Annotated in this window: 16 protein-coding genes and 1 pseudogene; 10 read left to right on the top strand and 7 right to left on the bottom strand. The window is 72.6% G+C overall.

Annotated elements, in window-relative coordinates:
- Positions 1-44 precede the first annotated feature (44 nt).
- Complete coding sequence (locus tag ACQ95T_RS16210) at positions 45-599, bottom strand: DUF6328 family protein (RefSeq protein WP_425943245.1); 555 nt, start codon at positions 597-599, stop codon at positions 45-47.
- Between the two features lie 107 nt (positions 600-706).
- Between ACQ95T_RS16210 and ACQ95T_RS16205 the strand changes: the two genes are divergently transcribed.
- Positions 707-1,864, top strand: coding sequence for an S-(hydroxymethyl)mycothiol dehydrogenase (locus ACQ95T_RS16205; RefSeq protein WP_425943244.1), 1,158 nt, complete (start codon positions 707-709; stop codon positions 1,862-1,864).
- Positions 1,861-2,487 carry an MBL fold metallo-hydrolase gene (locus tag ACQ95T_RS16200; protein ID WP_425943243.1) on the top strand — a complete coding sequence of 209 codons (627 nt, stop codon included), beginning with the start codon at positions 1,861-1,863 and terminating at the stop codon, positions 2,485-2,487. The genes ACQ95T_RS16205 and ACQ95T_RS16200 overlap by 4 nt, the downstream gene beginning before the upstream one ends.
- Before the next feature lie 30 nt (positions 2,488-2,517).
- Here the strand turns inward: ACQ95T_RS16200 and ACQ95T_RS16195 are convergent, their stop codons facing one another.
- Both ACQ95T_RS16195 and ACQ95T_RS16190 read right to left on the bottom strand, forming a co-directional pair.
- The gene (locus ACQ95T_RS16195; RefSeq protein ID WP_425943242.1) at positions 2,518-3,177 is read right to left on the bottom strand and encodes a GOLPH3/VPS74 family protein; all 660 of its coding nucleotides are present in this window, start codon (positions 3,175-3,177) and stop codon (positions 2,518-2,520) included.
- Positions 3,178-3,442: 265 nt separating this feature from the next.
- Entirely contained in the window at positions 3,443-4,537 is a 1,095-nt protein-coding gene (locus ACQ95T_RS16190) for a hypothetical protein (protein WP_431473102.1), read from the bottom strand.
- A gap of 356 nt (positions 4,538-4,893) precedes the next feature.
- Here ACQ95T_RS16190 and cysS point away from each other — a divergent pair, with 356 nt between their 5' ends.
- Entirely contained in the window at positions 4,894-6,351 is a 1,458-nt protein-coding gene (cysS, locus tag ACQ95T_RS16185; RefSeq protein ID WP_425943240.1) for a cysteine--tRNA ligase, read from the top strand.
- Between the two features lie 18 nt (positions 6,352-6,369).
- Positions 6,370-7,329: a 23S rRNA (guanosine(2251)-2'-O)-methyltransferase RlmB gene (gene rlmB / locus ACQ95T_RS16180; RefSeq protein WP_425943239.1), complete on the top strand. Its 960-nt coding sequence runs from the start codon at positions 6,370-6,372 to the stop codon at positions 7,327-7,329.
- A 19-nt stretch (positions 7,330-7,348) separates the two neighbouring features.
- Here rlmB and ACQ95T_RS16175 read toward each other — a convergent pair whose 3' ends face one another.
- Both ACQ95T_RS16175 and ACQ95T_RS16170 read right to left on the bottom strand, forming a co-directional pair.
- Positions 7,349-8,599 (bottom strand): DUF4032 domain-containing protein, encoded by a 1,251-nt coding sequence (locus tag ACQ95T_RS16175; protein ID WP_425943238.1) that lies wholly within the window; start codon positions 8,597-8,599, stop codon positions 7,349-7,351.
- Between the two features lie 99 nt (positions 8,600-8,698).
- Positions 8,699-9,781, bottom strand: coding sequence for an ABC transporter ATP-binding protein (locus ACQ95T_RS16170; RefSeq protein ID WP_425943237.1), 1,083 nt, complete (start codon positions 9,779-9,781; stop codon positions 8,699-8,701).
- Positions 9,782-10,111: 330 nt separating this feature from the next.
- Here ACQ95T_RS16170 and ACQ95T_RS16165 point away from each other — a divergent pair, with 330 nt between their 5' ends.
- The 5 genes from ACQ95T_RS16165 to ACQ95T_RS16145 all read left to right on the top strand — a co-directional run bounded on the left by ACQ95T_RS16165 (position 10,112) and on the right by ACQ95T_RS16145 (position 15,308).
- On the top strand, positions 10,112-11,464 hold the full coding sequence (locus tag ACQ95T_RS16165; RefSeq protein WP_425943236.1) for a sugar ABC transporter substrate-binding protein: 1,353 nt from the start codon (positions 10,112-10,114) through the stop codon (positions 11,462-11,464).
- A 146-nt stretch (positions 11,465-11,610) separates the two neighbouring features.
- Positions 11,611-12,183: a hypothetical protein gene (locus ACQ95T_RS16160; RefSeq protein WP_431473101.1), complete on the top strand. Its 573-nt coding sequence runs from the start codon at positions 11,611-11,613 to the stop codon at positions 12,181-12,183.
- The gene (locus tag ACQ95T_RS16155; protein ID WP_431473100.1) at positions 12,180-13,307 is read left to right on the top strand and encodes an ABC transporter permease subunit; all 1,128 of its coding nucleotides are present in this window, start codon (positions 12,180-12,182) and stop codon (positions 13,305-13,307) included. The genes ACQ95T_RS16160 and ACQ95T_RS16155 overlap by 4 nt, the downstream gene beginning before the upstream one ends.
- 1 nt (position 13,308) lies before the next feature.
- Positions 13,309-14,244, top strand: a complete 936-nt coding sequence (locus tag ACQ95T_RS16150) for a sugar ABC transporter permease (protein WP_425943234.1) — start codon at positions 13,309-13,311, stop codon at positions 14,242-14,244.
- Positions 14,241-15,308 carry a LacI family DNA-binding transcriptional regulator gene (locus tag ACQ95T_RS16145; RefSeq protein ID WP_425943233.1) on the top strand — a complete coding sequence of 356 codons (1,068 nt, stop codon included), beginning with the start codon at positions 14,241-14,243 and terminating at the stop codon, positions 15,306-15,308. The genes ACQ95T_RS16150 and ACQ95T_RS16145 overlap by 4 nt, the downstream gene beginning before the upstream one ends.
- Before the next feature lie 239 nt (positions 15,309-15,547).
- Here ACQ95T_RS16145 and ACQ95T_RS16140 read toward each other — a convergent pair whose 3' ends face one another.
- Positions 15,548-16,096 (bottom strand): trehalose-phosphatase, encoded by a 549-nt coding sequence (locus ACQ95T_RS16140; RefSeq protein ID WP_431473099.1) that lies wholly within the window; start codon positions 16,094-16,096, stop codon positions 15,548-15,550.
- Positions 16,097-16,367: 271 nt separating this feature from the next.
- A pseudogene (locus ACQ95T_RS16135) lies at positions 16,368-17,842 on the bottom strand (alpha,alpha-trehalose-phosphate synthase (UDP-forming)).
- Between the two features lie 125 nt (positions 17,843-17,967).
- Between ACQ95T_RS16135 and ACQ95T_RS16130 the strand changes: the two are divergent.
- Positions 17,968-19,797 (top strand): protein kinase domain-containing protein, encoded by a 1,830-nt coding sequence (locus ACQ95T_RS16130; protein ID WP_425943230.1) that lies wholly within the window; start codon positions 17,968-17,970, stop codon positions 19,795-19,797.
- The last annotated feature ends 100 nt before the right edge of the window (positions 19,798-19,897 follow it).

Here is a 19,897-nt window from a genome sequence, read left to right as displayed (position 1 = left end):
GAGCGAGGTCCTCGCGGTCAACAGTCCCCGCTCCCCTGACGGGGTCAGCGGCGTGGTGAGCCCGGCGGACCGGCCGACCGGGGTCGGGCCCGCATCCGTGCCGGCAGGGCCCACCACAGGGAGCCGAACACCAGCAGCGCCGCGGTGCCGGCGGCATACCCCGCGGTCCGACCCAGCACCACCCCGAAGATGAGCACGAGCACCGCCGTCATGGTCAGTCCGAGGGTGACGAGGCCGACCCGGGTCATCCGGTGGGAGACCTCGACGAGGTCGTCCTTGCGGTGCTGCCGGAACAGGGCCCGGTGCAGGCTCACGGGTCCGACGAGCAGCACCGTGGTCAGGAACGCCAGCACGATCGCCACGAGGAAGACCGTGCGGTGCTCCAGGCTCAGGTCCGGGAAGCGCGCCTGGAACGGCAGGGTCATGAGGAAGCCCGCCAGGATCTGGGTACCGGTCTGCAGCACGCGCAGCTCCTGCAGCAGCTCCACGAAGTTGCGGTCCATCCGCTCGTCGTGGGACTCGTGCCGGTCGTCGGGGGACTCGCGCCGTCCGTGGGTCGCCGGCTCGCCCCGGGTGGAGGGGTCGGGCTGCCGGGCCATGCGACCACTGTGGCCCGGGCGCGTGCGCTCGTCCAGCCGTCACTTGCGTCGCGCGCCCCGCGGCGGGGTTGGCTGGGGGCACCGTTCCCCGTGACCAGGAGGTTGTCGTGCCCAGCACCGTCAAGGGTGTCATCGCCCGCAGGAAGGGGGCCGACGTCGAGGTCGTCGACGTCGTCGTGCCCGACCCGGGACCCGGTGAGGCGGTGGTCAAGGTCGAGGCGTGCGGCGTCTGCCACACCGACCTGCACTACCGCGAGGGCGGCATCAACGACGAGTTCCCCTTCCTCCTCGGGCACGAGGCCGCGGGCACCGTCGAGGCCGTGGGCGAGGGCGTCACCGACGTCGCACCGGGCGACTTCGTCGTGCTCAACTGGCGGGCGGTGTGCGGGCACTGCCGCGCGTGCGCCAAGGGGGAGCCGTGGTACTGCTTCAACACCCACAACGCCACGCAGAGGATGACGCTGGCCGAGGACGGCACGGAGCTGACGCCGGCCCTGGGCATCGGGGCCTTCGTGGAGAAGACCCTGGTCCACGCCGGGCAGTGCACGAAGGTGGACCGGGAGGCCTCGGCCGTGGCGGCCGGTCTCCTGGGCTGCGGCGTGATGGCCGGCTTCGGCGCGGCGGTCAACACCGGCAACGTCACCCGCGGCGACTCGGTCGCCGTCATCGGCTGCGGCGGGGTCGGTGACGCGGCGGTCGCCGGGGCCCGCCTGGCCGGGGCCACGACGATCATCGCCGTCGACATCGACGACCGGAAGCTGGAGGCGGCGCGGTCCTTCGGCGCCACCCACACCGTCAACTCCTCCGGCACCGACCCGGTGACCGCGATCCAGGAGCTCACCGGCGGCAACGGTGCCGACGTCGTCATCGACGCGGTGGGCCGTCCGGAGACCTACAAGCAGGCCTTCTACGCCCGGGACCTCGCCGGCACGGTCGTGCTCGTCGGCGTGCCCACGCCCGAGATGGAGATCACCCTGCCGCTGCTCGACGTCTTCGGCCGGGGCGGGGCGCTGAAGTCCAGCTGGTACGGCGACGCACTGCCCTCCCGCGACTTCCCGATGCTCATCGACCTCTACCGGCAGGGCCGGTTCAACCTGGACGACTTCGTCAGCGAGACGATCGGCCTGGGCGACGTCGAGGCCGCCTTCGAGAAGATGCACGCGGGTGAGGTGCTGCGCTCCGTCGTGATCGTCGACGACGCGGCCACCCCGACCACGGACGCCGACGGGACCAGCACGTCCACCACCGAGGAGGCCGGCGCATGAACGCGCGCATCGACCACGCCGTCACCACCGGGACCTTCAGCCTGGACGGGGGCACCTGGGAGGTCGACAACAACGTGTGGGTGATCGGCGACGACGAGGAGTGCATCGTCGTCGACGCCCCGCACGACGCGGACACGATCGTGGCCGCCGTCGCCGGCCGGACCGTGCGGGCCCTGCTGCTGACCCACGGTCACGACGACCACGTCGACGCCGCCCCCGAGGTGGCCCGCCGCACCGGCGCGACGACCTACCTGCACCCCGACGACCGGATGCTGTGGGACCGGGTCCACGACGTCTCCCCGGGCGGCGACCTGGCGGAGGGAATGGCCTTCGAGGTCGCCGGGGTGACGCTGCACGTGCTGCACACGCCGGGACACAGCCCCGGCGCGTGCTGCTTCCTCGTGCCCGAGATGGACGTCGTCTTCTCCGGCGACACCCTGTTCGAGGGCGGGCCGGGGGCGACCGGGCGCTCGTTCAGCGACTTCCCGACGATCGTGGACTCGATCACCCAGAAGCTGTTGACGCTGCCGGAGGAGACGGTCGTGCACACCGGGCACGGCGGCACGACGACGATCGGGGCGGAGAAGCCGCACCGCCAGGAGTGGCTCGACCGCGGCCACTGACCTCCTCGGACGGGGCCGGCGCGACGCCGGTCAGCCGCTGCTCGCGCCGCCGGCCGTGACCGCAACCACCATCACGGCCGTCGTGGCCTCCTCCACGGCCTTGGCCACGGCCTCCGGCGCCCACCGTCCCTTGGTGATCTCCTTGCCGCGGCGCTTGACCTCCCCGTTGGTCATCCCGGGTCGCATCTCCTTGGTCACCGCCTTGGGCAGGGCCTCGACGGCGTGCAGGAGCGAGATCAGCGCACCGGTTCGGGAGTCCGGTTCGCGGGCTCCCGTGATGACCTGGACGAGGTCCGCCAGGACGGCGTCCCGCGGGCCGGTGACGAGCGCCGGCCACCGGGTCGTCAGCTTCAGCCCGAGCGCCGTCACCGGCTCGGGGCGGACCAGCTCACGACGGACGAGGCTGTCGAGCAGGGGCTGCTGAAGCTTCTTGCCCACGCGGTCGAGCACGTCCTTGGGCTTCTTGCCCTCCCGCTCGGCGAAGCGGACCAGGGCCTCGTCGAGCACGGGCTCGCCGATCGCGCCGCCGTCGAGGATCCGCAGCCGCTTGCGGTCGTCGACGTTGAGCCGCTCCCGCAGGGCCAGCTCGGTGAGCAGGGCCCCGCCGAGGACGACGGTCCGGGAGCTGCCCAGCAGGCTGCGGCCCTCGGGGGAGGTCCCGACGAGAAGAAGTTCTTCGGCGATGAGCATGACCCCGACGTTAGGGGCCGGCCGGCCGGCTGCGCATCGGTCCCTCGTCGGAGGCGCGGCCGGGGCGCCTCATCCGGCGGGGGGAGGCGAGGAAGCCGTCTGCTCCCGGGCGTCGTGACCTGCGCGCTCGCGGACGGCCGGCCATAGACCGCGCCGGGCCGACCGCTCCCGCCGCCGGGCCTCCTCCGAGCAGACAAGGATGTGCACCGGATGCGCCGTCGAGAATCGTGCATCCGGTGCAGAGCCTTGTCCGGGCGTGGTCTTCTCATGGATGACAGCCGACCGGTCCGCGTGCCACGGCGTCCATGCCGGCGCCACCGGTGCCACGGGGTCCCGTGCGACCGGGCCGCTGCTCCACTCCGATCTCAGCCGATCGCGGACGACCGGGCCTCGGCGCGGGCGATCGCCTCGAGGAGGCGGCGGCGGACCAGGTGCGGGCGGGCCAGGTCGGCCCACCGGAGCCTGACCACCTCGTACCCGGGGCACGAAGGCGGTCCTCCCGGTCCTTCTCGGCAAGGAGGGCCCCATGGCCGGTGTACTTCCCGGTCCCGTCGAACTCGACCAGAACGTCCCACCGGGCCAGCTTGAGGTCGACGATCCCCACCAGCTGGTCGCCGTCGTGGACCACGAACTGCGGGATGCACGGGCCGAGTCCGAGGACGTGGACCAGCCACCGGGTGCGGCTCTCGCCGGCGGACTCACCGCGGCCGTCGGCCAGGTCGACGACGAGTCGGACGGTCGGGGTGGCAGACCCGAAGCCTTCCTCGAGAGCCTCCGCGACCTCCTGTCCCACCTGGGCGGCGGCGGGGTTCTCCGGACGACCGTCACCCTCCTTGTCCTGCTCCTGCGCCGCATGCAGCACACCGTCGAGAGCCACCAGTCCGGCCTCAGCACCGTGGGTCGCTGCCACCTGCAGGGCTGCCATCGCCGGTGCCACCAGCACGAGGCCGTCGAGCTCCACCGTCCATCGGGCGTCCACGGGCCGGTGCACCCAGACGGTCCCGTCCCGCCGGCCTCGTCGGCCGTCGGTGCGGACCAGGTGGATGAGCCCGTCCTCCCCGAACCAGGGCAACCCGTGCACCATCAGCGCGCTCTCGTGGCTCAACGCGTGCGTCGTGCTGTCGCTCGCAGTCGCTGCGAGGCTCCGTCCTACGGCCCGGGCGACCAGTGCCTGTCTCTCCCACGGGGTGGAACCCGCGAGAGCGCTGGCGAGGACGAGCGCGTCGCGGCGCACCCGCACCAGCTCCCCCCGCCGCACCATGATCTCCACCGAACGGCGGGAGAAGCCGCCCCGTTGCAGCTCGCGACCGCTGGCCGCCCCGCCCTGCATCTGCAGCAGGCGGGTGATCTCCTCGTCCATGGGCCGAGTCTGCCGTTCCTGCGGCCGCCGGCTCCGAGCTCGTCCACAGGGTGGCCGGACGGGCCACCGTGCCGTGCCAGACCAGCCAGGACGACGAGCCGATGGGCCCTGCCAGCGAGCTGGCCCCACGACAGACAAGAGTATGCACCGCAGACAACGTTCTCGACGGCGCATCAGGTGCAGAGCCTTGTCTTCATCGTGAGGGGTGGGTGGTCGACGCGGGTGGCCCGCTGGGGAGGGTGGCCGGTTGGGTAGGGCCCGGCTGGAGAGTGACAGGGGCGGTGCCGTCGGCCGGCGCAGGGCGGCCCTGGGCCAGGAGGTCAGCGGGTGGGAGGCGCGCCGGTACCCTTGAGCGGGTGAGCCTGCACCTCTTCGACACCGCCACCCGGCAGCTGCGGCCGTTCGAGCCGCTCGAGCCCGGTCGGGTCGGTCTCTACATCTGCGGGCTCACGACCCAGGGCAGCCCGCACATCGGGCACGTGCGGTTCGCGGTGGCCTTCGACGTCCTCCGCCGGTGGCTCGAGCGCGGGCACGGCTACGAGGTCACGCTCGTGCGCAACGTCACCGACATCGACGACAAGATCCTCACCAAGGCGGCCGACGCCGGGCGCCCCTGGTGGGCCTGGTCCTACAAGCACGAGCGGGAGACCACCCGGGCGCTGGAGCTGCTAGGAGTCCTGCCACCGACCTACGAGCCGCGCGCCACCGGGCACATCACCGAGCAGCTCGAGCTGGTGCAGGCCCTGGTCGAGAGGGGGCACGCGTACGTCGCCGAGGACGGCAGCGGTGACGTCTACTTCGACGTGCGCTCCTGGCCCGACTACGGGTCGCTGACCCGGCAGCGGCTCGAGGACATGGAGCCCGCCGGCGACGCCGACCCCCGCGGCAAGCGCGACCCGCGCGACTTCGCGCTGTGGAAGGGGCACAAGCCCGGCGAGCCGCTGACGGCCTCGTGGCCGGCGCCCCACGGGCGCGGCCGCCCGGGCTGGCACCTGGAGTGCTCGGCGATGGCGCGCAAGTACCTCGGCGACGCCTTCGACATCCACGGCGGCGGCGTGGACCTTCGCTTCCCGCACCACGAGAACGAACAGGCCCAGTCCCGCGCCGCCGGCCTCGACTTCGCGAGCTACTGGCTGCACAACGCCTGGGTCACGGTCAAGGGCGCCAAGATGGGCAAGTCCCTCGGCAACGCCCTCGCCGTCACCGAGCTGACCAAGACCGTGCGCCCGCTCGTGCTGCGCCACTACCTCGGCGCCGCGCACTACCGGTCCACGATCGAGTACGGAGACGACAGCCTCGACGAGGCGCTCGCCGCGGTCGAACGGATCGAGGGGTATGTCGTGCGCGCCCGGGAGGTGCTGGGGTCGCCCCCCGAGGAGCTGCTCGAGGCCTCCCGAGCGCTGCCGGCGAAGGAGGCCTTCCCGGCCGACTTCCGGGCCGCCCTCGACGACGACCTCAACGTGCCGGAGGCGCTGGCTGTCGTGTTCGGCCTGGTGCGCGACGGCAACCGCGGCCTCGACGCCGCCGGTGCCGGGGGCGACGCGGATGCGGTGCGGCATACCCTCCTGCAGCTGCTGGCGATGCTCGACGTGCTCGGCACCAACCCGCTCGACCCCTCCTGGGGAGGCGGGGCCGCGGGGGACGACCGCGGCGCCGAGGTGCTGGCCGCGCTGGTGCAGGAGCGGCTCGACGCCCGCGCCCGGGCCCGGGCCGAGAAGGACTTCGCGACCGCGGACGCCATCCGCGACCACCTGACCGCGCTCGGCGTGGTCATCGAGGACACCCCGGCCGGCGCCCGCTGGTCGCTGCGCTGAACGAAGGACGAGAACACCATGGCCGGCAACCAGCAGCGCCGCAACGCGCGCACGAGCAACAAGAAGGGCATGGTCGTCGGCTCCGGCGGTCAGCGCCGCAAGCAGCTCCAGGGCCGCGGACCGACCCCCAAGGCCGAGGAGCGGGTGGGTCACGTGGCCTCGCGCCGCGCCGGGGCCACGTCGGGCACCAGGAGCGCCGGCCGGGGCGGACCCCGCCGGGCGGGACCGGGCCGGGGAGGCGCGACCGAGATCGTCGTGGGCCGCAACAGCGTGCTGGAGGCGCTGCGCACGCACGTGCCCGCGAGCACCCTGTATGTCGGGTCGCGGATGGAGAGCGACGACCGGGTCAAGGAGAGCATCACGCTGGCGACCGAGCGCGGGATCGCCGTCCTCGAGGCGCCGCGCACCGAGATGGACCGGCTCACCGACGGGGCGGTCCACCAGGGGCTCGCGCTGCAGGTGCCGCCGTACGAGTACGCCCACCCGGAGGACCTGCTGGACGCCGAGCTGCCCGGGACGCCGCTCATCGTCGCCCTCGACGGGATCACCGACCCCCGCAACCTGGGCGCCGTCGTGCGCTCGGTCGGGGCGTTCGGCGGCCACGGGGTCGTCGTGCCGGCCCGGCGCTCCGCCGGGATGACCGCGGCCGCCTGGAAGACCTCGGCCGGGGCCGCCGCCCGGGTCCGCGTGGCCCAGGCGACCAACCTGACGCGGGCGCTGGAGGACTACCGCAAGGCCGGGTTCTTCGTCGTCGGCCTGGACGGCGAGGGCGATGTCGAGCTGCCCGGTCTTGAGCTGGCCGACCAGCCGCTGGTCGTGGTCGTCGGCTCCGAGGGCAAGGGCCTCTCGCGGCTCGTGCGCGAGACATGCGACCAGATCGTCTCCATCCCGATCGCCGCGGTCACCGAGTCGCTCAACGCCGGCATCGCCACGGCCGTCGCGCTCTACGAGATCACCCGCTCGCGCCGGCTGCGGTAGGGCGGAGGGCCTCGGTCCCTCAGTCCTCCAGCTGGGCCCGGATGGGGATCTCCTGGGTGTCCACGCCGACGACGGCCACCTCGTCCGGCCGCGACGGCAGCACCGTCTCCAGGTAGTCGCGCACGGCGTCCTCGATCGGGGTGTCGTGGCCGGCCTGCTCGGAGAGGTACCAGCGGTGCTCGAGGATCTCGTGGAAGAACTCCGCCGGCTCCAGCTTCGAGCGCAGCTCGCGGGGCACCGAGCGGATGACCGGCTCGTAGATCCGTGAGAGCCACTCGTGGGCGACCATGTCCTCGTCCTCCTCGCTCTGCCGGTCGGTCGCGGCACGGTAGGAGTCGAGGTCGTTGAGCAGGCGCCGGGCCTGGTTCTCCTCCACGTCCAGGCCGGTCAGGTGCATCAGCCGCCGGGAGTGGTGGCCGGCGTCGACCACCTTGGGCTGCAGCCGGATGTGGGTGCCGTCGACGTCGGTGCTCATCTCCAGCTCGTCGACGTCGAAGCCGAGGTTGTTGAGCCGCCGGATCCGCTCGTCCACCCTCCAACGGTCGCCGCGCTCGAAGCGCTCCTCCCCGGTCAGCTCGTTCCACAGCAGGTCGTAGCGGTGCATGATGAGGTTGGCGATCTCGATCGGGTCCTCGCCCTCGTCCAGCTGGCCGCCGGCCTCCAGGTCCATCAGCTCCCCGGCGATGTTGCCGTGGGCGATGAACAGGTCGTGCTCGCGCTGGCCGTGCGACAGCGTCGGGTGCAGCTCGGCGGTCTCGGCGTCGACGAGGTAGGCGGCGTACTCCCCGGCGTCGCGGCGGAAGAGGGTGTTGGACAGCGACACGTCCCCCCAGAAGCACCCGGACAGGTGCAGCCGCACCAGCAGCACGGCCAGCGCGTCCAGCGTGCGCCGCGCGGTGTCGGGCCGCAGCCGCTGGGAGAAGACGGCCCGGTAGGGCAGCGAGAACTTCAGGTGGCGGGTGATCAGGCAGGCGTCCAGCGGGTTGCCCTCGGCGTCCAGCCGCCCGGACACCACGCCCAGCGGCTCCACGGCCGGCTGGTCCAGCCGCCGCAGGTTGCGCAGGGTCTGGAACTCGCGCCGGGCGAGCGGCTCGCTGATCTCCTTGACCGCCATCACCTTCCCCGACAGCCGCACGAAGCGCACGACGTGGCGCGAGATGCCCCGGGGGAGCGCGGCCAGGTGCTGCTCGGGCCAGTCCTCCAGGGGCACCTCCCACGGCAGGTCCAGCAGGGCCGGATCCGGCGCGATGGCGGTGATGTCGAGGGCCATGGGACGAGGGTATGCCCCTCGGCGCGCACGAGGGCCGGGCGGCGGCGCGCCGCCCCCCACGTCATACCCTCCGGTGCGGTCGCTGCACCGGGAGCGCGGTCACTGCGTGAGGCGCTCCCCGGTCTCCGTGTGGAAGAGGTGCAGGTGGTCGCCCTTGGGCTGGAAGTGGACGATCTCACCCTTCTTCGGCGGCGTGCGGCCGTCGACCCGGGCGATGAACGGCTTGTCGTTGATGCCGGCACCGGGCAGCTCGCCGTAGATGTAGGCGTCCGCGCCGAGCTCCTCGACCACGTCCACCTCGATCGGCAGGCCGCGGCCGGAGTCGGAGATGGTCAGGTCCTCCGGGCGCACGCCCAGCACGACGTCGCTGCCGGCCCGCGAGAGGATGTCGCGGTCCACCGGGTGCACGTAGTCGCCCAGCTTGACGCCGCCGTCGGCGACCGGGACGGTCATGAGGTTCATCGCGGGGGAGCCGATGAAGCCGGCCACGAAGACGTTGTTCGGGTGGTCGTACATGTGCCGGGGGGCGTCCACCTGCTGGAGGATGCCGTCCTTGAGCACCGCCACCCGGTCGCCCATCGTCATGGCCTCGACCTGGTCGTGGGTGACGTAGACGGTGGTGACGCCCAGGCGCCGCTGCAGCGAGGCGATCTGGGTGCGGGTCTGCACGCGCAGCTTGGCGTCCAGGTTCGACAGCGGCTCGTCCATGAGGAAGACCTGCGGCTGGCGCACGATGGCCCGGCCCATGGCCACGCGCTGACGCTGGCCACCGGAGAGGGCCTTGGGCTTGCGCTCGAGGTAGTCGGTCAGGTCGAGGATCTTGGCGGCCTCCTCGACGCGCTCGCGGATCTCGGCCTTGGGCTTGCCGGCGATCTTCAGGGCGAAGCCCATGTTGTCGGCCACCGTCATGTGCGGGTAGAGCGCGTAGTTCTGGAACACCATCGCCACGTCGCGGTCCTTGGGCGGCATGTGGGTGACGTCGCGGTCGCCGATGAGGATGCGACCGCCGTTCACCTCCTCCAGGCCGGCCAGCATGCGGAGGGAGGTCGACTTGCCGCAGCCCGAGGGGCCCACGAGGACGAGGAACTCACCGTCGGCGATCTCGATGTTGAGCTTGTCCACCGAGGGGGAGTCGGCCCCCGGGTAGATGCGGGTGGCCTCGTCGAACGTCACTGTTGCCATCTGTATGCCTTTCCTTCACCGGCAGGTACGTGCCGGACGATCCGTCGTAAAGGAACCCGTCCGCGGGTGCGGGCGGGCGTCGTGCGGTGTCTTCGGGAACGGCGCGGGAACGACGGACGACAAGGTATGGCGTGCCCGGCGCCGTTGCCGGTGACGGTCCTCACGCTAGCACGGGGCCGGACGCCGCGCTGCAAGATTTTGCAGAACTTTCGCAGCGACCCCATACTGAGGTCGTACGTCGCGGCTCGGTCTCCCCGGGTCGTCGTGTACCGGCGTCGTGGCCGTCCTGAGCGCCACGGGCCTGGGAACACCACAGTTCGAAGGAGAACCATGAAGCGCACCACCGGAGCGGTCGCCATCGCCAGCGCGGCGGCCCTGCTGCTGTCCGCCTGCGGCGGCGACACCGCCGACACCGCCGACGAGCCCACCACCGCCGCCGAGGAGACCGCCGAGGACGACGCGGCCGCCGAGGACGACACCGAGACCGAGGACGCCGCCGCCGGTGACGACGCCGCCGCCACCTCCGAGGCTGCACCCCCGGCCGCCAGCGACGGGACGAGCCTGGTCATCTGGGCCGACGACCTGCGCGCCGCCGCGCTCGAGGACGTCGCCGCCACCTTCGAGGAGGAGACCGGCGTGCCGGTGACCCTCCAGGTGGTCGCCAACGAGAACCTGCGCGAGCAGTTCAAGGACTCCGTCGGCGCCGGCGCCGGTCCGGACATCGCGGTCGGCGCGCACGACTGGCTGGGCGAACTCGTCCAGAACAACGTCGTCGCCCCCGTCCAGCTGTCCTCCGACCTGGCCGGCCAGTTCACCCCCGAGTCGGTCGAGGCCTTCACCTACGAGGGCCAGGTCTACGGCGTGCCCTACTCCGTGGAGTCGCTCGCCCTCATCCGCAACACCGCCCTGGCCCCCGAGGAGCCCGAATCGATGGAGGCGCTCGTGGAGACCGGCAAGCAGCTGGTCGCCGACGGCGAGGCCGAGCTCGTCATGGCCCAGGAGCTGGGCCAGGAGGGTAACGCCTACAGCATGTACCCCTACCTGGCAGCCTACGGCGGCGGCATCTTCCCGCTGCTGGAGGAGGGTGGCTTCGACTCCACCCAGGTCATCATCGACTCCCCGGAAACCGTCCAGGGCGGCGAGAAGATCGCCTGGCTGGGGCAGGAGGAGGCGCTGAGCGTCAACATCGACCCCTCCAACGCCATCCCGCAGTTCGTCGAGGAGAACACCGCGTTCCTCGTCTCCGGCCCGTGGGCGGTCCAGCAGGTCGTCGACGCCGGCATCGAGTACGAGATCACCTCGATCCCCGACTTCGAGGACGGCGGCGAGACCACCCCGTTCCTGGGCGTCCAGGGCTTCTACGTCTCCGCCGAGTCGCAGAACCCGCAGATCGCGCAGACCTTCGTCCAGGAGTACGTCAGCCGCGCCGACGTGCAGGTCTCGCTCTACGAGGCGGGCGACCGCCCGCCGGCCCTGGTCGAGGCCTACGACCAGGTCTCCGAGGGCAACACCGACATCGAGGCCTGGGGCGCCGCCGCCGAGGGTGGCACGCCGATGCCGAACATCCCGCAGATGAACGCCGTCTGGGGCCCGCTGGGCAAGGCGACCGCCGACATCGTCAGCGGCAACGACCCGGCCGAGCGTCTGGGCACCGCGCAGTCCGAGGTCGAGGCCGCGCTCTGACGCAGGCCTGATCCCGCCACGGCGGGTGGGTGCCTCCGGGAGGCACCCACCCGCACCGGCGAGGCGTGGTATGCCGTGCGTGCGCACCCCTCGGGGCGCGCCCGCACGGCATACCTCCCCCTCCGGTCCTTCACGAGGAGACATCGATGTCCCAGACCGTCGCCGACCCTCCACGGTCGTCCGGCCCGCCCTCGGGCCCCCTGTCCGACGAGGTGGCGCACACCCCCGTGTGGGTGCACGCCGCCCGGTGGGGCCTGATCCTGCTGACCGTGGTCATCCTGGGCTACGCGGCCCAGCAGGCCGTCGAGGCCGGTGCCTGGCTCATCGTCATCGCCGTGGCGTTCATCGCCATGTCCGTGCTGGTCGTCTACTCGACCCGGCGGTTCATCCCGCTGAAGTACCTGCTGCCGGGTCTGGTCCTGCTCCTGCTGTTCCAGATGTGGCCGATCATGTACACCGCGGCCACGGCGTTCACCAACTACGGCGACGGCCACACCCTCTCCAAGGAGGAGGCGGTCTCGGCGATCCAGGCGCAGTCGGTGCGCCAGGACCCCGACGCCCCGCGCTACGGGATGTCGGTCGCCGTGCCGGAGGACGAGCCGATCGAGACCGGTGAGCTGTCGCTGCTCCTCACCGTGCCGCCGGCCGAGGACGCCGGCGAGCTGGAGGAGGGGGCCGAGGAGGGTGCCGGGGGGGCGCCGAGCTCGGGGAGAACGTGACCGCCGAGGGCTACCAGCTCTTCGTCGGCACCGAGGAGGGGCTGGAGCCGCTGGCCGCCGAGGGGGTCGAGGTCCGGGGCAACGGGACGATCGGCGCGGCGCCGGGCTACCGGGTGCTCAACCTCCTGGAGGCCAACCAGCGCGCGCAGGAGGTGCAGGCTTTCGCGGTCCCGGTCGGGGAGGAGGGGGCCGCGGTCAAGCCGGCCACCACGTCACAGGCGTTCGTGGGCCAGCCCACGATCTCCTACGACGAGGAGAACGACGTGATGGTCACCGCCGAGGGGGAGCGCTACGTGGCGCAGGACGGCAACTTCGTCCCCGAGGACGGCCAGGGGCCGGTGCTCCCGGCCGGGTGGACCGAGAACGTCGGCTTCGACAACTTCGCGACGATCTTCACCGACCCGACCTTCCGCGGCGGGTTCCTGAAGATCTTCCTGTGGAACCTGGCCTTCCCGCTGCTCAGCGTGGCCAGCACGTTCGTCCTCGGGATGCTCCTGGCCCTGCTGTTCAACGACCCGCGGCTGAAGGGCAAGGGCGTCTACCGCTCGCTGCTGATCCTGCCCTACGCCCTGCCGATCTTCGTGACCGGCCTGGTGTGGGCGGCGATGTTCAACCAGCAGTTCGGCCTCATCAACGAGGTGACCGGGCTGAACATCAACTGGCTCGGTGATCCGTGGGCGGCCCGGGCGGCCCTGCTCATCACCAACCTGTGGCTGGGCTTCCCCTACATGTTCCTCATCTGCACCGGGGCGCTGCAGTCGATCCCCAACGACGTCAAGGAGGCGGCGGCGGTGGACGGTGCCGGGCCCGTGCGCACGCTGGTGTCGGTGACGATGCCGCTGCTGCTCGTGGCGGTCGGACCGCTGCTGGTGGCCAGCTTCGCCTTCAACTTCAACAACTTCACGCTGATCTACCTGGTGACGCGGGGCGGACCCTTCGACGCGGGCAACAGCCTGGTCGGCAACACCGACCTGCTCATCAACTTCGCCTACCGGCTGGCGCTGGAGTCCGGCCAGCCGAACATCGGTCTGGCCTCCGCGGTGAGCATCGTCATCTTCATGCTCGTCGGTGCCATCAGCTACGTCGGGTTCCGCCAGTCCGCGGCCCTGGAAGAGGTGAACTGACATGACTCAGCCCACGGCCAAGACCCCCGCCGCCGACGCCAACGCTCCCGCGCCGGTGCCCGAGAGCAAGCGGGCCGCCGCGAGCACCGTCTCCAGGCCCCGGACGGGGGTCTGGTGGCGGCACGCGCTGGCCCTCGTCGCCCTCGTCTGGGCGCTGTTCCCGGTGATGTTCATCCTGTCGGCGGCACTGAACCCGGCGGGGACGCTGAGTGCCTCCTCGCCCCTGCCCCAGCACTTCTCGGGCAAGAACTTCTCCGACCTGTTCGCCTCGACGACCTTCCCGTTCTGGACCTGGTTCCGCAACAGTCTTCTGGTGGCGGGCCTGGGCACGGTCTTCCAGGTCTTCATCGGCGCGGCCGCGGCCTACGCCTTCTCCCGCCTGCGCTGGTCCGGCCGCCGCCCGGGCCTGATGGGTCTGCTCCTGGCCCAGATGTTCCCGGCGCTGCTGGCCTTCCCGGCGCTCTACATCATGTTCCTGCGGATCGGCGAGGTCCTGCCCGCCATCGGCCTGAACACCCTGTGGGGACTGCTGCTGGTCTACCTGGGAGGGGCGATGGGGGCCAACGTGTGGCTGCTCAAGGGCTACTTCGACACCATCCCCAAAGAGATGGACGAGGCCGCCAAGATGGACGGGGCCAGCCACGCCCGGATCTTCTTCACGATGACCCTGCGCCTGGTGGCCCCGATCCTGGCGACGGTCGGGATCCTGGCCTTCGTCATGCTGTGGGGCGAGTTCCTCCTGGCCAGCATCTTCCTGCTCGACCAGGACCAGCGCACCCTCGGCGTCGGGCTGTACTCGCTCAACGCGGCCGACCGCAACCGCTACTTCGGCATGTTCAGCGCCGGTGCGCTCCTGGCCTCCATCCCCCCGGTGCTGGTCTACCTGTCCTTGCAGAAGCAGCTCATCGGCGGGCTGACCTCCGGCGCCGTGAAGTGACGAGCACGCCCACACCTCCTGCGCGCCGGGGGGAGGGTGAGCCGGGCGGTGCCCGCGGCCGCCTGGCCGACCTCGCCTCCTACGCCGGGGTCAGCGAGGCCACCGTCAGCAGGGTGCTCAACGACAAGCCCGGCGTGGCCGCCGGCACCCGGCAGGCCGTGCTCACGGCGCTGGACGTGCTCGGCTACGAGCGCCCGAGCAAGCTGAGGCGCAACAGCGCCGGCCTCATCGGCCTCGTCGTGCCCGAGCTGACCAACCCGGTCTTCCCGCTCTTCGCCCAGAACATCGAGACCTTCCTCGCCGCCGCCGGCTACACCCCGGTGCTGTGCACCCAGACCCCGGGAGGGGTCCACGAGGACGAGTACGTCCAGATGCTGCTCGACCGCGGCGTCTCCGGCATCGTCTTCGTCAGCGGCTACCACGCCGACTCCCGGGCGGGGACAGAGCGCTACACCCGGCTGCGCGAGCGCGGCCTGCCGATCGCGCTCATCAACGGCTACCGCGAGGGGATCGACGCGACCTTCATCAGCCACGACGACCGGGTGACGATGCAGCTGGCGGTGCGGCACCTGCGCGAGCTGGGCCACTCGCGGATCGGTTTCGCCACCGGGCCGGCGCGCTACGTCCCGGTCCAGCGTCGGGTCGAGGGGTTCCTGGAGGCGATGGCCGGGGTGGAGGGCGTGCAGCCCGAGGAGATGGTCCGCACCACCTTCTTCTCGGTGGAGGGCGGCGCCGCCGCGACCCGTCAGCTCGTGGACGCGGGCGCGACCGCGGTCGTGGCCGGTTCCGACGTCATGGCGCTGGGCGTGCTGCGGGCGGCCCGCCAGCTCGGCCTGCGCGTCCCGGAGGACCTCTCGGTCGTCGGCGGCGACGACGTGCCGTTCATGTCCTTCGTCGACCCGCCGCTGACCACGGTGCGCATGGACGTCCCCGGCATGGCCGAGGCCGCCGTGAGCACGGTCCTGGAGGAGATCGCCGGGGAGAGGGTGGAGCACCGGGAGTACCTCTTCGAGCCCGAGCTCATCCTGCGCCGCTCGACCGCCGGCGCCCCGACCCCGACCTGACGCTCCGGCCGGGCGTCCGGCCTCCCGAGTCGTCCGGCGTCACCCGTCGTCCGGCGTGTCGTGCACCGTGTCGCTTCCGCTGCGGCGTGTCGCGGGTCATAGCCCGGTTTCTGCAACACGTGATCTGCACCGGTGCGCGACACGCCGACGAACGGCAGCCAGGGTGGAAGGACCGTCGGTCGCGGTCAACCCATCGGTCGCGGTCAACCCGCCGGTCACGGTCAACCCGCCGGTCGTGGTCAGCCCGCCGGCCGGTGCTCCCGCCGGGCGTCGAGCAGCGCCCGGAGCACCTCGACGAGGGAGGGCTCGTCGGGGACCCGGAACTGTGCGCCCGTCTCCCCGTCCCCCACCCGCACGGTGAGCCGTCGCGCGGCCCGGTCCTGGTCGGGGTCGTCGGCCAGCGCGGCGAATCCCTGCTCGTCGGTGAGGTCGTCACCGGCGTAGAAGACCCCGTCCACGCCCAGCTCCTGCGCCAGGTCGACGAGCGCCACGCCCTTGCCGACGTGGGCGACGGCCAGCTCGACCACCTCCTTGCCGGGGGTGACCACCAGCGAGGTATGCCGTTCGCCGAGGGCGTGCGCGGACTCCAGGGCGGCGGCGCCCACCTCCGGATCGAGGCCCCGGGTGTGCAGCACCCGTCCGGCCGGCTTGTCCTCGACGCGGGTGCCGGGATGACGCTCGACGACGGCGCGCAGGTCGGCGTCGAGGGTCGCGAGCAGGTCCCGCTGCTCATCGTCCAGCGCCAGCCCGTCGGGCCGCCGCGAGTCCTCCACGCCGTGGCTGCCCACGAGCAGGAGCGGCTCGGTGGCTCCGGACAGCTCCCGCAGCGGGGCGAGCGCACGCCGGAGACGAGGGCGACCGTCGTGCCGGGGAGGTCGGCGATCGCGGCGAGCGTCTCCATACCCCCCTCGACGGGGCGGGACCGCAGGGGATCGGTGACGAGCGGCGCCAGCGCCCCGTCGAAGTCGGTGGCGACGAGGACGGTGGGCAGCGCGGCGAAGCGGCGGACCGCCGCGGTCAGCTCGGGCGGCTGGGCCATGAGGTCTCCTGGTCGGACGGTCAGCGGCGGGGCCGCGGGCGGGGGCGGTCGGGAGCGACCGCGAGGGCGGCGAGGAACTCCTCGGCCCAGGTCTGCACGTCGTGGCGGCGCACCCGGCGGCGCAGTGCCGCCATCCGCCGGGTCTTCTCTCCGGGGTCGTCCCGGATCGCCCGCAGGATCGTCTCCTTCAGGCCCTCGATGTCGTGCGGGTTGCACAGGTAGGCCGCCCGCAGCTCCTCGGCCGCCCCGGTGAACTCGGAGAGGACCAGGGCACCGTGGCCGTCGTGGCGGGCGGTGACGTACTCCTTGGCGACGAGGTTCATGCCGTCCCGCAGAGGGGTCACGAGCATGACGTCGGCGACCTGGAAGAGCGCAGCCATCTCCTCGCGCGGGTAGGACTGGTGCAGGTAGTGCACCGCGGTGTCGCCCAGGTGGGAGAAGTCGCCGTTGATCCGGCCCACGGTCGCCTCGATCTGCTCGCGCAGCGTCCGGTAGGCCTCCACCCGCTCGCGGCTGGGGGTGGCCACCTGGACGAAGATGACGTCCGGCGGGGCGATGTCGCCGTCGGCGTAGAGCTCCTCGATCGCGCGCAGGCGGTGGCGGATCCCCTTGGTGTAGTCGAGCCGGTCGACCCCGAGCAGGACGACCTCGGGGTCCCCGAGCGAGGCGCGGATCTCCCGGGCACGCTCGCGGACCTCGGGGGAGTCGGCCAGCCGCTGGAACCCGGTCGCGTCGATGGAGATCGGCACGGCCGCGGCGCGCACGGTCCGGGCACCGGCACCGGTGCGCTCGTCGTCGGTGCCGGCCCAGCCCAGCGGACCTGGTCGCCGGCGGCCCGGGCGCCGAGCACCGCCCGGCAGGCCCGTCGGAAGTTGCGGGCGTCGTCGGCGCGCTGGAAGCCGAGGAAGTCGGCGCCGAGCAGGCCGCGCAGGATCGAGGCCCGCCACGGCAGCTGGGCGAACAGCTCGACCGGGGGGAAGGGGATGTGGTCGAACCACCCGATCCTGACGTCGGGGCGCCGGTCGCGGATCATCGCCGGGACGAGCTGGAGCTGGTAGTCGTGCACCCACACGGTCGCGCCCTCGGCGGCCACCTCGCAGACGGCCTCGGCGAAGCGCTCGTTCACCCGGCGGTAGCAGTGCCACCAGGAGCGGTGGAAGGTCGGCGGGACGATGACGTCGTGGTAGAGCGGCCACAGGGTGTCGTTGGAGAACCCCTCGTAGTGGTCGGCGACCTCCTCGGCCGACAGGGACACCGGGACCAGACGCAGCGGCCCGTCGTCGAAGGGCTCGGGGGCCTCGCCGGGGAAGCCGGCCCAGCCGACCCAGGCGCCCTCCCGGTCGTGCATGACCGACTCCATGGCGGTCACGAGGCCACCGGGGCTGGTCTGCCAGGTCGTCGTGCCGTCGGGCTCGACGTGCCGGTCCACCGGCAACCGGTTGGCCGCCACGACGAAGTCGTAGGTGCCGTTCGTGCCGCCCGTGGACGAAACCATCTGACCTCCTTGCTCGTTGACCTCGTCGACCCTCCGGTGACCAACCCTAGTGAGCGCCTCCGGAGCCCGCCCGTCGGACCCGCACGCCGGGTCGCCCGAGGAGGAGACCGCATACCGTGGACCCTGTGACGACCGAGCTGCCCCGCACCCCCGGTGCCGACCCGACCCGTCGGGTGCCGGTGGTCGTGCCGCGTCGGCTGGGCCGCTACGAGCTCCTCGAGCGGATCGGGGAGGGGGGCATGGGGGTCGTGTGGCGGGCCGTGGACGACCGGGGCCGCCAGGTCGCGGTCAAGGTGCTGCGCGAGCACATCGCCCACGACGAGCAGGCCCGCGCCCGGCTGCGGCGGGAGGTGCACAGCCTGGCCAGGGTCCACCACCCGCGGGTGGCCGCGGTCGTGGACGCCGACGTGGACGGACCGGCGCCGTACATCGTCACCGAGCACGTCGCCGGCCGGCCGCTCGACGAGGTCGTCCAGCAGGAGGGTCCGCTGAACAGGGAGGAGCTGCTCCGGCTGGGGCGGGGCCTGGGGGAGGCGCTGGACGCGATCCACCGCGCCGGGATCGTCCACCGCGACCTCAAGCCGGGCAACGTCCTCATGGTCCCCGGCTCCGGCCGGGGCCACGGGGCGGACCGGCTCGACCCGGTGGTCATCGACTTCGGGATCGCGCAGGTCGCCGACGACGTGCGGCTGACGATGACCGGGATGGTCATGGGCACGCCGGGATACCTCTCGCCCGAGGTGGTCGAGGGGGGTGACGTGGGGCGCGCCACCGACTGGTGGGGCTGGGCCGCCACGCTGGCCTTCGCCGCGAGCGGGGAGCCGCCGTTCGGTCGGGCCCCGATGACCGTCGTGCTCGACCGGGTCACCCGGGGGCGGCTGCGGATCGACGGGGTGGACCCCGAGCTGCGGCCGCTGCTGGCCGCCGCGCTGGACCCCGACCCCGGGCGACGCCCGACCCAGCAGCAGGTGCTGGACGGCCTGGAGCGCTATGCCCGGGGGGAGGACGTGACCGGGGCGCTGCCCCGCGGCGCGACCGTCGTCGGTGTCGCCGGGACCCACGGGCCCGCCGACGCGCCGGACGTCGACGTCACCCGCAGGCAGCCGGTCGTCGACCCCACCCGCGGCACGCCCCAGCACCACCCCCGGGTCCAGGCGGTGCCCCCGCCTCCGTGGGAGGCCCCGCACGCCGACCCGGCGGGCCGCGGGGGAGCGGCGCCGACGGCATACCCCTCGCACGACCCGAAGCCGGGTCGTGGGGGACCGGTGGCACCCTCCTCGCCCGACCCGGGGCAGGATCCCTACGCGGTCCCGCCGGGGGAGCAGGGCGGTCCCGACCCCAGGATCGGTCGCAGCCCGCGGACGGGCACGTTGGCCGCCCTTCTCGTCGCTTTCGTGGGGCTGGCCTCCGCCGTCCCGCTGCTGGCCTGGTCGCTCTTCGCGCTCTGGGGGGTGGCCGCCCGGACGGTGGACGCGAGCCTGACCACCCTCGTCCTGCGCCGCCACGAGGCGGGGCGCCGACGCAGCGACGTGCCCGTGCTCGTGGCCGCCTCGCCCTGGCACCTGACCCGGGGGGTGCTGGCGACGGCGTTCTCGCTGCTGCTTCCGCTGGGGATGGCCGCCCTCGTCGCCCTCGTCGTCTCGGGGGTCGTCACGACGACGGAGACGATGATCGGGGTCGACGTCGAGCATCCGGTGCCCGTCGCGACCGGGTCGATCGTCGGGGCACTGCTGGCCTGGTGGGGGCTGTCCGCCACCCCGCTGCGCCGCGGCTCCCGCACCATCCTGCGCGGAGGTGTTCCGGCCGGTCTGCCCACGGTGGGGCTGGTCACGGTGACCCTCGTGGGAGGTGTGGCGCTCGCCGTCTGGGGGTTCCTCGACGCACCGGCGGTGTCCTGGTGGCCGCTGCCGCCGGACCTCGATCTGCGTGACGTGCTGCCCATCCAGCTGCCCTGAGCCCTAGCAGTCCGCGTCGCCGAGGGCGTGGAGGAACGGGTATGAGGTGCGTCACATCCCCTTTCCCTGCGCCTCGAGAAGCCCTACGCTGGTCCGGCTT

This window comes from Ornithinimicrobium carbonis (genome assembly GCF_050703245.1).
Taxonomy (GTDB): Bacteria; Actinomycetota; Actinomycetes; order Actinomycetales; family Dermatophilaceae; genus Ornithinicoccus.
Note: the sequence above shows the minus strand (reverse complement) of the source record. Positions and strands in the feature narration are given on the sequence as shown.

Bases quoted from the DNA above. Each gene is read 5' to 3' on its own strand.
- ACQ95T_RS16210 (WP_425943245.1), bottom strand. From the start codon at position 599: ATGGCCCGGCAGCCCGACCCCTCCACCCGGGGCGAGCCGGCGACCCAC.
- ACQ95T_RS16200 (WP_425943243.1), top strand. From the start codon at position 1,861: ATGAACGCGCGCATCGACCACGCCGTCACCACCGGGACCTTCAGCCTG.
- ACQ95T_RS16195 (WP_425943242.1), bottom strand. From the start codon at position 3,177: ATGCTCATCGCCGAAGAACTTCTTCTCGTCGGGACCTCCCCCGAGGGC.
- ACQ95T_RS16190 (WP_431473102.1), bottom strand. From the start codon at position 4,537: ATGGACGAGGAGATCACCCGCCTGCTGCAGATGCAGGGCGGGGCGGCC.
- rlmB (WP_425943239.1), top strand. From the start codon at position 6,370: ATGGCCGGCAACCAGCAGCGCCGCAACGCGCGCACGAGCAACAAGAAG.
- ACQ95T_RS16175 (WP_425943238.1), bottom strand. From the start codon at position 8,599: ATGGCCCTCGACATCACCGCCATCGCGCCGGATCCGGCCCTGCTGGAC.
- ACQ95T_RS16170 (WP_425943237.1), bottom strand. From the start codon at position 9,781: ATGGCAACAGTGACGTTCGACGAGGCCACCCGCATCTACCCGGGGGCC.
- ACQ95T_RS16165 (WP_425943236.1), top strand. From the start codon at position 10,112: ATGAAGCGCACCACCGGAGCGGTCGCCATCGCCAGCGCGGCGGCCCTG.
- ACQ95T_RS16160 (WP_431473101.1), top strand. From the start codon at position 11,611: ATGTCCCAGACCGTCGCCGACCCTCCACGGTCGTCCGGCCCGCCCTCG.
- ACQ95T_RS16150 (WP_425943234.1), top strand. From the start codon at position 13,309: ATGACTCAGCCCACGGCCAAGACCCCCGCCGCCGACGCCAACGCTCCC.